The following is a 13,639-nucleotide window of genomic DNA, read 5'->3' as shown; positions in this document are numbered from 1 at the left end:
GGCAACTCGGCCGGGAATGGAGCTTGTGCTGTACCACGCGGGCTATCCACGTCATGTGACTGTGCGTCAGCCAGTCGTATACGGACGGAGACCGTTGTGGGCGACCCAAGCCTCAAGACACTGCTCGAGAACCTTCCCGTGTTCTGGAGGGAAGCCGAAGCCGACCAGCCGTGGCAGGCGGGGGAGGGCGACGCCGACGGGCCCCAGCAGACAGACGAGTCGGACGACCCCGGAGGCCCCGCCGACCCGGGCAGCTCACAGCGCGCCCCTGACCGGCGGCAGCGGGGAGCAGCGCTCGCGGCGCCCCCCGGCTACGCTGCCTTCGCGGACCTTGTGGATCTCGCTCCGGCGGCCGCCTTCATCCGGGATCGCGACGGGCGCTACCTGTGGGCCAACCACGCCTACGCACACCTTTACGGCACCGTGCCGCAGCAACTGGTCGGCAGGTACATCGAGGACTTCGACGCCCCGGCCGAGGCCGACCGGTTCCGGGCCCTGGACCAGCAGATACTCACCCGAGGCACGCCCGTCCGTCACACTCTCCGCTACCGCCGTCCAGACGGCACCACGGGCCGCGCCGTCGGCCACCGCTTCCCGGTGCGGGAACAGTCCCGTACGTGCATCGCCGGCATCTACGTGGACATCACCGACCACCTGCGGGCGACGGCGCAGCGCCAGGAGGCCGAGGAGAACCTCAGCGCCCTGCGTGACCACAGCGGGCTGCCCTGTGCCCTGTTGTCGGCGAGCGGGCGGGTGATCGAGGCGAGCGTGGCGGCCGCCGAACTCTTCCACCTCGGCCTGACCGACCTCGTGGGCAGCCGCGCCCACACGCTGCTCGCCCCCGAACCGGGGCCCGACCTCGACCGGTTGCACCGCCGCTGGAACAGTCTGATAGCCCGCCGCACTCGACGGGTCGAAACCACCGCCGTGCTCGTCGACACCCGAGGACTGCAGCGGCGGGCGGAGGTCCACCTGACGACTATCGGCCATTCCGCCAGCCGAGCACGGCACGTCTGGGCCGTGATCACCCATCAGAGCCTCGCTCACGAGGCGCATCCGCCGCTGACCGCAGCGCAGATCCGCATCCTGTCGCTGCTGGCGCAGGGCAGCAGCAACAGCGACATAGCCGCCTCGCTGAAACTGTCGCGGCAGACACTCGACTACCACCTCAGCCGCCTGCGGCACCTGCTGGGCGCCGCCACCCGTCCGGCCCTCGTGGCCCGCGCCTACGTCCTCGGCATACTCGCCCCCCACACCTGGCCCCCACGCTCGGCCACGGCGGCCCACCCCCTCAGCACCGCATGACCTCCGCGGTCGGGAAGACTCGCCTCGGCGCCAGCGCCAGCGCCAGCGCCAGTGCCGGCGACGTCGGGCTGAGCACCCTGCTCGAGCGCGGGACGTTCTCCTCTACGTCACAGTAGACCTGCCCCGGCAGAAGTGGACACGCCGATCCTGCGGCGAGGTAGCCCACGGCCGGCGGTTTCTACGACTGGGCCCGCGTCGAGGTGAGGCCCCGGCACCGCGAAGCACGCCGGCACCGGGTGATCGGCCGCCGTAGCGTCGCCTCCGTGGATCGGCGCCACGCCGGGCTGGAATTACCCACTCGTGATCTTTTGGGTGGGGGGATTCCGTGCGTCCGGCACGTCCGCTGGTTTTTGCTGTTGTCTTTGTCCTGGCCGTCCTGGCCGTCCTGGCCGTCCTGGCCGGGACCGACCAAGTAGCTTTCGCTGTGGGCCAGTCCATGGGCGTCGGCTCCGAGGAAGCCCCTGGCCAGCGGTGGGGTTCCGCCGCGGGGCGCGGTCACACCGCGTCCGCGCAGGCCACGGATGCCTCCGCGAAGGGCGGGCGCGACGGGGCGCTCACCGGGCGGGGTGAACTGCCGGCCGAGCAGGCCGATGGCGTCACGCGGTTGCCCAGCACCGCCCGGACGCCCGAGCCCGGACCGGCCGTCGAGGTCGAGGCGCCCGGCGCCGTCGCTGCGCAGGGGTAGGCGCCGGGCTGGATCTGGGCGAGCCGGCCGCGCCGCAGGTCGATGCGGTATGCCGCGCCGTAGACGTTGGAGCGCATCCCCGCCGGGATGCGCCGGCAGGCATCGTCGCCCAGGGACGGCAGCGGCACCCAGGCGTCCTCCGCCTCGATGACGGCGCGGACGGCGGTGTCCCGGCCGCTGAAAGCCGGCTGGCAGGTACGACGACGGGCAATATCGGCTCGTCGGAGGTTTCGACGGCGAGGCTGCTACCCGCGCCTGTGGTGTCGGTCCCTGCGACTGGTCGCCGACGGCGGCGACTTCCTGGGCTGAGCAATAGTCTCGCGCGGTCGCGGAGGAAACTCGCCACGCCACCGCCCCGATGACCCGGCTGAATCCGGGGCACACCTCTCCAAAGCGCCCGTGAATGTGCGAAGCTGGTTTTCCGATCACGAGGACGGTGCTTCTCCGTGTCACGGCGTCAGCCGGGCGCACACCCCGTCAGCTCGATTCGTGTCGCGTCCGGTGACGTCCTGCCGTCGGAGCCGTTCCAGCCTGGGAGCGGTGAGTACTGATGAGTCCGAGTTCCGCCGATGCCGCGAATCCTGCGCCGACCGGCGTCGGCAACGGGCCCGCCGTCTCCCGTCAGGAGTTCGACGCACTCTTCGAGGCGGTTCGCACGTGGGGTCGCTGGTCTCCGGCCGACCGCGGTGCCTGGAACCGCGTCACCGCGGACCATGTGCGGCGGGCCGCAGCGCGCGTGCGGGCCGGGACGGTCGTCCCGCTGGCACTGCCGTGGAACACCCGGCCCGGCCCCGGCAACCGCAAGCCCGCCCTGCACCACATGACCGACCTCGGTGACGTGGAGGCGCCGGAACCCTCCACCCACAAGGACTTCATCGCCGCCGACTACCACGGCAAGGGCATCACCCATCTCGACGCGCTGTGCCACATCGCCTATCGGGGGCAGCTCTACGACGGCCGCACGGCACATGAGGTCGTCGATGCCGCGGGCGCCCGCTTCGGCGCGGTGTCGACGCTCGGGTCCCTCGTCACGAGGGGAGTGCTCCTCGACCTGCCCGCCGTCCTCGGGATCCCCTGGCTGGAGCCGGGGCGAGCGGTGCACGCGAGGGACATCGTCGCGGTGGAGGAGGCGCTCGATGTGACGATCGGCGATGGCGACGCGCTACTGCTGCGCTCCGGACAGGTCCGGCGCCGCGAGGAACTCGGCGCCTGGGACCCCGACACGGCCAGCGCGGGCTTTCATGTGGACGCCCTGCCGCTGTTGGCCGAGCGTGGCATCGCGCTGCTCGGCGGAGACGGCGACAGTGACGTGCGGCCCTCACCCGTGGACGGCGTGCACTCCCCGGTCCACGCCCTGGCTGTGGCCGCGATGGGGATGCCACTGCTGGACAACCTCGACCTGGAAGCGCTGTCCGCCGCGACCGCGACGGCGGGGCGCTACGACTTCATGCTCGTCGTGGCGCCGCTGAACGTCCCGGGCGGGACGGGCTCGCCCGTCAATCCGGTCGCGGTCCTGTGACGCCGACCCGGTCCGGTCACCGTGTGTGAGGGGCTTGTGAACGGTGACTCGCGCCTCCAATGCCCGTATCCTTGTTCATATCAGACATTTCACAAGAATTGACTGTCGAAGGCGCGAGTGAGGCGGAGCGTGGTTCAGGCCGGCGAAGACCCGATACCGGCGGGGCGTGCGCCAGGCGGCACGGGTCCCGCCAGTTTCCGTGAGCGGTTCCTGCAAGGTGAGCCGGTCGAGCCTGGCGTGCGCACGTCGATCCTGGATTCCTGGCGGCGTTGCCGGACCCTGGGGCTGTCACCGGACCAGTCCGACCTTCCCTTCCGGGAGGACTTCGAACCGGACGGACGGATCGTCCGCGCGGCCGTTCCGGTGCTCGACCGGCTGCAGGCCATGTTCGCCGGCAGCGTGATGAACATCTCCGTCGCCGATGCGAGCGGGACGGTTCTCCTGCGCCGTTTCGGAGAAGCGTCGATGGCCGGAGTTCTCCCGGCCATCCAGACTGTCCCCGGGTTCGTGTTCGCCGAGAAGGTCGCAGGTACCAACGGCATCGGTCTCGCCCTGGCCGAGCGCCAACCCATCCGGGTCTACGGTGCCGAGCACTTCGCCGAGCGCTCCCAGGGCAGTGCCTGCCGCGCGCTTCCCGTCCGCGACCCGCTCAGCGGCCGCATCGAGGGCGTCCTGTGCCTCGGCTATCCGCGCAGCGCTGAGGACCCGGCGCTGGACACCGTGATACGCAAGGCGGCCGAGACCATCGAGCGGCGGCTGCTGGGGCAGAGTTCCTCGCGTGAGCGCGCTCTGCTGCAGGCGTACCTGGACAGCGGAGCCGAGGCCGCCGCAGGTCCGCGACACCGCATAGGGGTGCGGGAACTGGCCGTGGAGATGAGCCCCCGCGACCGGGCGATCCTCATGGAGAAGGCCACCGAGCTGATCGCGTGCGCGCAGCGGGCCTGTGTCGACGTGTCCCTGTCCGACGGCCGTCGGGTCGCGCTCGTGAGCCGGCCGATGACGAGTGCCTCCGGAGTGGAGGGCTTCGCCGTCGAGGCCGTTGTCCCCGGTCCCTCACCGCGCGAGCCCCTCGCGCTCCCGCGTCAGGTCCACGAGCCGCCGGGCCTCCCTGCCGAGCCTGCCGTCGCCACCTCCCTCACGTTCTCCGGGGCTGTTCGCGACGTGGCGCCTGGGCAGCTCTACGTCACCCCGTCGGCGGAGGATCTGCCCGGCACAGAGCACGGCCCTGTCGCCCCGGGCGTCACGGCCGGCGACGGCACGACGGACGAGCACTCCGACTCCCCGCCCCCGGCGAGAGGGCTCATGATGGTGGGGGAGCCGCACGTGGGGACCTACGCCCTGGCCGCGCGCCGCCGCCTGGAATTGTTGTCCGAGGCCGGCGTCCGCATAGGCACCACCCTGGATGTGCGCAGTACCGCCAGGGAGCTCGCCGAGTCGGCGGTGCCGCAACTGGCCGACTTCGTCACCATCGACCTGCCGGGAGCCGTGCTCCGCGGCGAGGAGTCCGTCGATCCCCGCAGTGACCTACGCCGTACGGTGGTCCACGGCATCCATGACGACTGTCCCTTCCACCCGGTCGGCAAACAGGTCGACTACGGTCCGACGATGCCGCAGTCGCGGTGTCTGACGAGCGGCCAGGCAGTGCTTGAACCGGACCTGAAGGCTGCCGCGGGCTGGTTCGCGCAGGACCCTGAGCACTCTGCACAGCTGCTGAGCCACGTCCACTCCCTCATCGCGGTGCCCCTGGTCGCCCGAGGCGCAGTCCTGGGCGTGGCCGGCTTCTACCGCGCGCAGGACTCGCCGGCGTTCGGGGACGACGACCGGTCGCTGGCCCAGGAACTGGCCGTCCGTGCCGCACTGTCCATCGACAACGCCCGGCGCTACACGCGCGAACGTGCCATGGTCCTGGCCCTGCAGCGCAGCCTGCTCCCGCACGGTGTGCCGGACCAGGACGCCGTCGAGGTCGCCCATCGCTACCTGCCCGCCGAATCCGACGTGGGAGGTGACTGGTACGACGTCATACCCCTGTCCGGCAGCCGCATCGGGCTCTTCGTCGGCGACGTCGTCGGCCACGGCATGCTCTCCGCCGCCACCATGGGGCGGCTGCGCACGGCCGCCCGCAGTTTCGCCGAACTCGACTTCCCCCCGGACGAGGTCCTCACCCACCTCGACAAACTCGTGGGACGCCTGGACCGGGAGGACCCCGGCGCCGTGGATGCGGGCATCGTCGGCGCGACCTGTCTCTACGCCATCTACGACCCGACCACACAGCAGTGCACCATGGCCCGGGCCGCCCATCCCCCGCCCGCTCTGGTCCGCCCCGACGGCACCGTGTGGTTCCCCGACCTGCCCGCCGGACCGCCGCTCGGCCTCGGCGGTCTGCCGTTCGAAGCCGCCGAGCTCGACCTCCCCGAGAACAGCCGGCTGGTCCTCTACACCGACGGGCTCATCGAGGACCGTCACCGCGACGTCGACATGGTCCTCGATCAGCTTCGTGCCACGCTGGCCCAAGCGAACGGCACGCCCGACGAGACCTGCGAGGCGATACTCGACACGGTGGCCCCCGCCCACCCCTGCGACGACATCGCCCTGCTCGTCGCACGCACCCACGCCCTCGACCCCCAGCGGATCGCCACCTGGGACCTGCCCGCCGATCCGGCCCTGGTCAGCGAGGTGCGCGCCTCCGCCACCCGGCAACTGACCGACTGGGGACTCGACGAGGCCGCGTTCGCCGCTGAACTGGTGCTGAGCGAGCTGGTCACGAACGCCATCCGCCACGGCGCAGAGCCCATCCGGGTACGGGTGCTCCACGACCGCACCCTGATCTGCGAGGTCTCCGACAGCAGCAACACCGCCCCGCACCTGCGCCGAGCGGCCGGCACCGACGAGGGCGGCCGCGGCCTGTTCCTCGTCGCACAGCTGACGCAGAGCTGGGGAACGCGCTACACCAAGCAGGGCAAGGTCATCTGGGCCGAATGCGGGCTTGAGGGGGCCTGAGGCGCCGACCCCGGCGATTTGCTGCTCCGTTGGGGTGACAGAGAGTAGCCAGATGTCTCAAAATATACGACATGTGATGCTAATGTCACTGATGCGCATCGGGAAGAACACGACAGGTCCGACCCCGGAGAGGCCCGTGCACGAGGCCCACGACACCTCTGCGCATGCGGTGCCGTCCTTCGGGGCGGAACCTCTGGTCCGTGTCCGCGGACTTGCCAAGCGCTTCGGGGGAACCCTCGCGCTCGCCGGGCTCGACCTCGATGTCCACGCCGGCAGCGTCCTCGCCCTCCTTGGTCCCAACGGAGCCGGGAAGTCCACGCTCATCAAGGTGCTCGCCGGCGTTCACCACGCCGACTCGGGGCAGGTCACCGTGGCCGGGCACCCGCTCGGGAGCCGCGCCGCTTCCCGGCACATGTCCTTCATCCATCAGGATCTCGGGCTGGTGGAGTGGATGACGGTAGCCGAGAACATCGCTCTGAGCGCCGGGTATCCGCGCCGCGCGGGACTGATCTCCTGGCGGCTCACCCGAGAACACTGCACCGAGGCCCTGCGGGTCGTCGCCGGACATCTCGACCCCGACACGCCGATCTCCCGCCTCGCCCCGGCCGAGCGTTCGCTTGTCGCCGTCGCACGAGCCCTGGCGGCACGGGCGAGCCTCATCGTCCTCGACGAGCCGACCGCCCGCCTGCCCGCCGCGGACTGCACCCGGCTGTTCCGGGTGCTGCACACCCTGCGCGACCGGGGGCACGGCATCCTCTACGTCAGCCATCGCCTGGACGAGGTGTACGAGGTCGCCGACACCTTCGCCGTACTGCGCGACGGACGCCTGGTCAGCCACGGCTCGCCGGCGAGCCACACTCCTGCCCGCCTGGTGCGCGCCATCACCGGCGAGGGGCCGACCGATCACCACCCCGCCACCACCCCGGCCGGCGCCCCGGCCATCCTGACCCTGGACGGGGTGCGCACCCCCGACGCGGGACCGGTCAGTCTGGAGCTCCGGCGGGGGGAAGCCCTCGGCCTGGTCGGCCTCACGGGCGCCGGACACATGGACCTCGCCCGAGCCCTTGCGGGCGCCCGGCCCCTCCTCGGCGGACGGGCCCTTCTCGGCGGTCGCCCGTACCATCCCCGTACGGTCGCGGACGCCGTCGGACTGGGTGTCGCCCTCGTACCCGGTGACAGACAGCGGGAGGGCTGCCTCGCCGAGCTGACCGTACGGGAGAACCTCCTGGCCAACCCCCGGGCGGGAGGCATGTCGGCGTTGTGCTGGATCAGCCCCCGCCGCGAACGCGCCGATGCCGGCACCCTGATCGAACGGTTCTCGGTGCGTCCCGACGACAGCGAGGCTGCCATCGCCACCCTGTCCGGGGGGAACCAGCAGAAGGTCATGATCGGCCGGTGGTTGCGGCCGGCCCTGCGCCTGCTGATCCTCGAGGAACCGACGGCGAGCGTGGACATCGGTGCCAAAGCCGCGATCCACCGCCTGCTCGACGAGGCGCTCGCCGGCGGCCTCGCGGTCCTCCTCATCTCCAGCGACTTCGAGGAGGTCGTGGGCGTGTGCCGGCGCACCCTGGTCTTCGTCCGCGGATCAGTGACGGCCGAGCTGACCGGCCCGGCCCTCACGGTCACCGAGCTCACGCGGGCGGCTTCGGCCCTGCCCTCCTCCGGAACCGCGGCGAATCCGTGACCGGCTCCCCCTCTCCGGCTGCGCCCCCGCCCCGGCCGCGTCGCTCGGGACCACCGAGGCGACTCGCCCGACTGCACGGCCGTAGCGGGCAATTCATCGGCGCCTACGGCCTCCTGACCCTCACCGCCCTGCTCTTCCTGATCTTCTCCCTCACCCTGCCGCGTACCTTTCCCACCCGGGACACCGTCGACTCGATCCTGTCCAACCAGTCGATCCCGGCCGTCCTCGCACTCGCCGCGATGGTCCCCATCGTGACCGGCGCGTTCGACCTCTCCATCGGCTACGGTCTCGGCCTGGCGCACGTCATGGTGATGCAGCTCGTCGTGGGCGACGGGTGGCCCTGGCCGCTCGCCTGCCTCACGGTGATCGCCGGAGGGGGTGTCGTGGGCGTCCTCAACGGTGTCGTCGTCGAATTCGGACGGATCGACTCGTTCATCGCCACGCTCGGAACCGGCAGCATGATGTACGCGGTGACCGGATGGGTCACCGGCGGCAGCCGGATCGTACCCGGCCCGCAAGGCCTCCCGGCCGCCTTCACCGACATCTACGACTCGACGTTCCTCGGCCTGCCGGTTCCCGCCTTTTACGTGCTCGCGCTCGCGGTCGCCCTCTGGGTGGTTCTGGAGCGGCTGCCGCTCGGCAGGTACCTGCACGTCGTCGGGTCGAACCCGCGCGCCGCCGACCTCGTCGGCATCCCGACCCGCAAGTACACCGTCTACGCCTTCGCCGCGTCGGGACTGATCGTCGGCTTCGACGGAGTGCTGCTCGCGGCCCAGCAGCAGATCGGCAATCCCAGCGTCGGCCTCGATTACCTGCTGCCCGCGTTCGTCGGGGCCCTCCTCGGCTCCACCGCCGTCAAACCGGGGCGCCCCAACGCCCTGGGCACCCTCGTCGCCGTCGCCGTCCTCGCCGTCGGCCTCACCGGCATCGCCCAGATGGGCGGCGACTTCTGGACGGTCCCGTTGTTCTACGGCGGCACCCTGCTCCTCGCCGTCGGACTGGCCGGCTACTCCGCTCGTCGCCGACTGCGCACCGGTGCGGTCGTCGCCCGCGATTCGCCCGCCGTGACACAGGACGACGACACGCCGGGCAGCCCGCCATGACCCACGCCGCGCGCACCGCCGAAGTGCCCGGGCGGCATCCTCCGCAAGGAGCTTCCGTGCACCGCAACCGCAACACTCCCAGCGTCCGCAACGCGCGGTCCACTGCCACCGCCCTGCTGGTCGCGCTCTTCGTGCTGGCCGGCTGTGAACGCGGCTCGTCGAGCGGCCCGGCGCACTCCACCTCGGGTCCGAGCGGCTGCCCCGCGGCCCAGACCAGGGCCCAGGCCGCCGTCAGCCGGGCGGAGCGGATCGACATCCCCTGGAACGGACCGACCAGCGGTCCCACCGCGGTGGCCGGCAAGACCATCGTCTACGTCGCCCAGACCATGACCAATCCCGGAGTCGCGGGCGCCGCGGACAGCGTGCGGAAAGCCGCGCGAGTCATCGGCTGGCACGTCCGGGTGATCGACGGTGGCGGCACCCCCGCCGGCATCCAGGCGGCAATGAGCGAGGCCGTGGACGTCAGACCCTCGGGCATCGTCATCGGGGGCTTCGACCCGGGCTCGACCTCGCAGCAGGTGGCGCGTGCGAACGCGGCAGGCATCCCGCTCATCGGCTGGCATGCGGTCGCTTCCCCCGGCCCCAGCCGGCGCCCCAGGCTCTTCACCAACGTCACGACCAAAGTCGAGGACGTGGCCAGAGTCAGTGCGCAGTGGGTCATCTCGAGCTCAGACGGCACAGCCGGGGCCGTGGTCTTCACCGATGCCTCGGTCCCCTTCGCCAAGTACAAGTCCGACCTGATCAGGAAGGAGCTGGCCACCTGCGCGGGCGTAGAGCTGCTGGCGTACGAGAACATCCCGATCCCGGATGCCGGCAGCCGCACGCCCCGGGAGATCTCCTCACTGCTTTCCCGCTTCCAGGAGAGATGGACCCACTCCGTCGCCATCAACGACCTGTACTTCGCCGATGCCGCCCCGGCGTTCCGCGCGGCCGGCAAGAAGGGTTCCGGCCCGCCCTTCAACATCGGCGCCGGCGACGGCGACCCCTCCGCCTTCCAGCGCATCAACAGCAGGCAGTACCAGGCGGCCACCGTGCCGGAGCCGCTGTCCCTGCAGGGCTGGCAGATCGTCGACGAGTTCAATCGCGCCTTCTCAGGCCGGCCGGCCAGCGGGTATGTGGCCCCCGTCCACATCAGCACGGCCGACAACAGCCACGGCGCCACGACCTGGGATCCGGCGGGATACCGGGAGGCGTACCGGAAGATTTGGGGCACGTGACAGTGGCGGTGGGGACTGTCAACGTGGCGGGGCGTACTCGGTGAGCAGGAGCGCGATGTCGTCCGCCCTGTCGGGGGAAGCGTGGCAGGCATCCCGCAGCAGCCCGTCGGCCAGATCGTCCAGGCCGCCCCCGCCAAGCCGGGCCAGCGACCCCCGGAGTCGCTCGACGTCGGAGCCGATGTCCGAGTCGCGCCTCTCGATCAACCCGTCCGTGTAGAGGGCCAGGACCGACCCGGGAGCGAGACGCAGCTCCGACTCCGGAAAGCGTGCCGTCGCGTCGATGCCGAGCAGTGGGCCGCCGGGCACATCCAGGATCTTGGTGTGCCCGTCGGGCAGGCGCAGCAGGGGCGGGAGATGGCCCGCGCGGACGATGCGCACGATCCCCGAGCGGGGATGGAATTGGGCGTAGCAGCAGCTGGCGAGGAGCACCGGGTCGAGGTCCATGTGGAGCCGGTTGGTGCCGGCGGCGACGTCGCTCGGTCGGTGGCCCGCGGCGACGAATGCCCGCATGGCGCTGCGCAGTTGGCCCATGGCGGCCGCGGCGGGGACGTTGTGCCCCCTCAACGTCCCCGACGATCAGTGCGACTTCGTCGCCGGTGGGGATGACGTCGTACCAGTCGCCGCCGATGTCCATCCCCCTGGTGCCCGGTAGATAGCGCCCCGTGACGTGCAGCCCTGGCAGAGTGGGCAACCGGTGCGGCAGCAGCGCGTCCTGCAGGCCGCGGGCGAGGGCGAATTCGGCGTCGTAGAGTCTGGCGCGTTCCAGAGCCTGGCCGATCAAACCGCCCAGCGCGGTGAGGACTCCGCGCTCCTCGTCGGGGAACCGGTGGATGTCGTCGAAGCCGAGAATGCAGGCGCCGACCGGGTGGTTGGAGGCGATCAGCGGCAGGAACGCCCAGGAGTTGGTGTGACCCACCATGAGCCCGGGGTAGCTCTCGCGGAGCTGCTCCCGGGACTCGACGAACAGCGGGACCCCGGAGGTCAGCGCGTCCGTCACGGGCAGCCGGGCGTGCAGCGGGGTGCCTTCGAACCGGGCGAGAAAGCGTTTCGAGTAGCCGCGCTGAGCGAGCAGGTGCAGGCGTCGTGCCTCGACCACGGCGATCGCCAGCTTCTGGCCGCCGAACGCCGGCAGCAACTGTTCGGCGACGGCATCGAACACCTCGTCCGCGGTGGCCGCCTCGGTGAGGGCGCTGCCCAGCGTGAGCACCCGGTAGAGGGAACCCACGCGGGGGGCCGCGGGCGCAGGCGCCGAGGAGATGGGCGGCCCCTCCTCGGTGACCGGTGCACCGGGTACGGTGCCGGCCGGTACGGGCTGACGCACTCGTGAGCCCCATCCCGTCATGCCCTGAGCGCCCGGGTGGAGGGAGAAGACCAGCCACTCGTCCGGCGGGCGGCGGACCAGGAAGGAGACCGGCTGCTGGGAGACGGCGGCGGCCCGGTAGCGGTCCTCGTACACGGGATCTGCCAGCCAAGGAAGGATGTCCCAGGGGCGCCGGCCGAGCAGTTCGTCCTGGCGGACCCGCAGCAGATCCTCCAGGCTGTGGTTGGCGTAGGAGAGGCGTCCGTCGGGAGAGAGCGCGAAGAAACCGTCCGCGAGCCGTTCGATCGCCGCCACGGCGGCCATGCCGCTGCCGGAGTCCAGCACGGCGCCGACCAGGTGGCAAGAGGCCTCCGAGTCGTCAGGGCTCTCCGGTACCCGGCCCCACAGCTCGACGACGCGGTGTCCACCACGGCCGTCCAGGATGCGTAGGCGGTGCGCCAGGAGGTGTCCTTCCTCGACCGCGGCGCGGGCGGCGGACCCAAAACCGGGCAGATCCCCCGGCTCGATGCAGGCCGCCAGTATGGCCGCCCGACCGTTGAACATGCGGGGCGCAATCCCGAAGATCGCGCACAGCTCGTCGTCGGCAGTGAGGGCTCCGGTGTCGAGGTTCCAGTCGAACAGGCCCACCCGGACCGCCGGAGCGGACGGCAGCGGGACCAGCACCGGAGCCGTCCGCTCGTCGTACTCACCGAGCGTGCCGCGGGCCCGCAGTCCGGCGAGGGCGGTGCCCAGCCGGTCGGCGGCGGAGCGCAACTGCCCGCACTGTGCCCTCGACAGTCCGGTCCCGTCCGGCCTGGGCGTCCACACCACGGCGATGGCGCCGAAGGTCCGCCCGCCCGCCTGTACGGGGACCGATGCAGAGCCGAACGGGTAGGGCAGGGCGATCGAGAGCTGGGGGAAACGCCGCATCGTCTCCTCCGCGCCGGCCAGGTGGACCATGCGCCCGGAGCGGCACGCCTCCGCCACCGGCATACGGCTGTTGACCGGGATCCGACGCCACCCGCTGAGCAGCGAGGGCGGCGTCCCGCAGGAAGCGGCCACGACGAGCGAGCGATGGTCGCCGGAGAGCAGGAACACGCTTCCGGTATGTGCTCCGGTGACCTCCACGGCACGGAGGACGGCCCTCACCAACGCATCGTCGCGCTCGGGCGCTTCGCCGACACCCGCGGCGCTGAGCGGGTATGAGCTCGATGCCATACCGTTGGCCGACACGCTGCCCTCGATCATCCATGGAGTATCTTTCACAGTTTATGGCCATTCCACCCTCTCTGTGGTTGAACGTCGGGCCGGTATGAATGAGTCGACTTTGTCCCCGCAGGCCAGACGGAGCGGGGAACGTTCGCCAGGTTGCCGATGATGAGCGAGAGCGAGTCGGCCGCCCCAGTGGGAGCTCCTCTCACCACGGATGCGGGCGTGCTCGCGCCGTTGGGGCGGCCGGCACCTTGGGGGTCGGGCGTGGGCTGCGTGTGGAGGCGTCTCTGAGCCGTACGGCGGGGGAGCCGGGCGGGCCGTGGCCCTGCCCGGCGGAGAGGATCCCTCGCGTCCCGTCAGTAGACGAACAGCCCGTACGCGTTCAGTACCTCCTGGATCGGCTGATAGTAGATGGTTCCTCCCGTGGTGCAGTTCCCGGAGCCGCCGGAGAGGATTCCGACGACCTTGTCGCCGGCGTAGAGCGGGCCGCCGCTGTCGCCCGGCTCGGCGCAGATGTTCGTCCGGATCAACCCGGAGACGGTGCGGTGCTCCACCGAGGGCATGACCTCACGGTGGGCCGCGCAGTCGATCATGATCCGCAAGCAGCGTGGCGGGGC

At 71.2% G+C, this 13,639-nt stretch carries 8 protein-coding genes and 3 pseudogenes; 7 read left to right on the top strand and 4 right to left on the bottom strand.

The window, feature by feature from the left end; translation table 11 throughout:
- Positions 1-96 precede the first annotated feature (96 nt).
- On the top strand, positions 97-1,305 hold the full coding sequence (locus tag OHS71_RS00410) for a PAS domain-containing protein (protein WP_328475612.1): 1,209 nt from the start codon (positions 97-99) through the stop codon (positions 1,303-1,305).
- A 118-nt stretch (positions 1,306-1,423) separates the two neighbouring features.
- Positions 1,424-1,565, top strand: a pseudogene (locus OHS71_RS00405) (IS701 family transposase); the annotation flags it as partial.
- Between the two features lie 235 nt (positions 1,566-1,800).
- Here OHS71_RS00405 and OHS71_RS00400 read toward each other — a convergent pair.
- Positions 1,801-2,118 carry a hypothetical protein gene (locus tag OHS71_RS00400; protein WP_328475610.1) on the bottom strand — a complete coding sequence of 106 codons (318 nt, stop codon included), beginning with the start codon at positions 2,116-2,118 and terminating at the stop codon, positions 1,801-1,803.
- Between the two features lie 422 nt (positions 2,119-2,540).
- On the opposite strand from OHS71_RS00400, the gene OHS71_RS00395 reads away from it, so the two are divergent.
- The 5 genes from OHS71_RS00395 to OHS71_RS00375 all read left to right on the top strand — a co-directional run bounded on the left by OHS71_RS00395 (position 2,541) and on the right by OHS71_RS00375 (position 10,510).
- The gene (locus OHS71_RS00395) at positions 2,541-3,509 is read left to right on the top strand and encodes a cyclase family protein (protein WP_328475608.1); all 969 of its coding nucleotides are present in this window, start codon (positions 2,541-2,543) and stop codon (positions 3,507-3,509) included.
- Positions 3,510-3,638: 129 nt separating this feature from the next.
- Entirely contained in the window at positions 3,639-6,506 is a 2,868-nt protein-coding gene (locus OHS71_RS00390; RefSeq protein WP_328475606.1) for a SpoIIE family protein phosphatase, read from the top strand.
- A gap of 91 nt (positions 6,507-6,597) precedes the next feature.
- Positions 6,598-8,190 carry a sugar ABC transporter ATP-binding protein gene (locus OHS71_RS00385; RefSeq protein ID WP_443046832.1) on the top strand — a complete coding sequence of 531 codons (1,593 nt, stop codon included), beginning with the start codon at positions 6,598-6,600 and terminating at the stop codon, positions 8,188-8,190.
- Positions 8,187-9,293, top strand: a complete 1,107-nt coding sequence (locus OHS71_RS00380; protein WP_328475604.1) for an ABC transporter permease — start codon at positions 8,187-8,189, stop codon at positions 9,291-9,293. The genes OHS71_RS00385 and OHS71_RS00380 overlap by 4 nt, the downstream gene beginning before the upstream one ends.
- 56 nt (positions 9,294-9,349) lie before the next feature.
- Complete coding sequence (locus OHS71_RS00375) at positions 9,350-10,510, top strand: substrate-binding domain-containing protein (protein ID WP_328475602.1); 1,161 nt, start codon at positions 9,350-9,352, stop codon at positions 10,508-10,510.
- Between the two features lie 18 nt (positions 10,511-10,528).
- Here the strand turns inward: OHS71_RS00375 and OHS71_RS00370 are convergent, their stop codons facing one another.
- The 3 genes and pseudogenes from OHS71_RS00370 to OHS71_RS00360 all read right to left on the bottom strand — a co-directional run.
- The gene (locus OHS71_RS00370; RefSeq protein ID WP_328484353.1) at positions 10,529-11,020 is read right to left on the bottom strand and encodes a PP2C family protein-serine/threonine phosphatase; all 492 of its coding nucleotides are present in this window, start codon (positions 11,018-11,020) and stop codon (positions 10,529-10,531) included.
- 310 nt (positions 11,021-11,330) lie between these two features.
- Positions 11,331-13,028 (bottom strand): annotated as a pseudogene (locus OHS71_RS00365) (GAF domain-containing protein); the annotation flags it as partial.
- Positions 13,029-13,378: 350 nt separating this feature from the next.
- Positions 13,379-13,561: pseudogene (locus OHS71_RS00360) on the bottom strand (trypsin-like serine protease); the annotation flags it as partial.
- Positions 13,562-13,639 lie beyond the last annotated feature (78 nt).

It is taken from the genome of Streptomyces sp. NBC_00377, from assembly GCF_036075115.1.
GTDB lineage: Bacteria > Actinomycetota > Actinomycetes > Streptomycetales > Streptomycetaceae > Streptomyces.
Note: the sequence above shows the minus strand (reverse complement) of the source record. Positions and strands in the feature narration are given on the sequence as shown.

What these genes read in the sequence shown, in the direction of transcription:
- OHS71_RS00395 (WP_328475608.1), top strand. Translation starts at nt 2,541, where the DNA reads ATGAGTCCGAGTTCCGCCGATGCCGCGAATCCTGCGCCGACCGGCGTC.
- OHS71_RS00385 (WP_443046832.1), top strand. Translation starts at nt 6,598, where the DNA reads ATGCGCATCGGGAAGAACACGACAGGTCCGACCCCGGAGAGGCCCGTG.
- OHS71_RS00370 (WP_328484353.1), bottom strand. Translation starts at nt 11,020, where the DNA reads ATGCGGGCATTCGTCGCCGCGGGCCACCGACCGAGCGACGTCGCCGCC.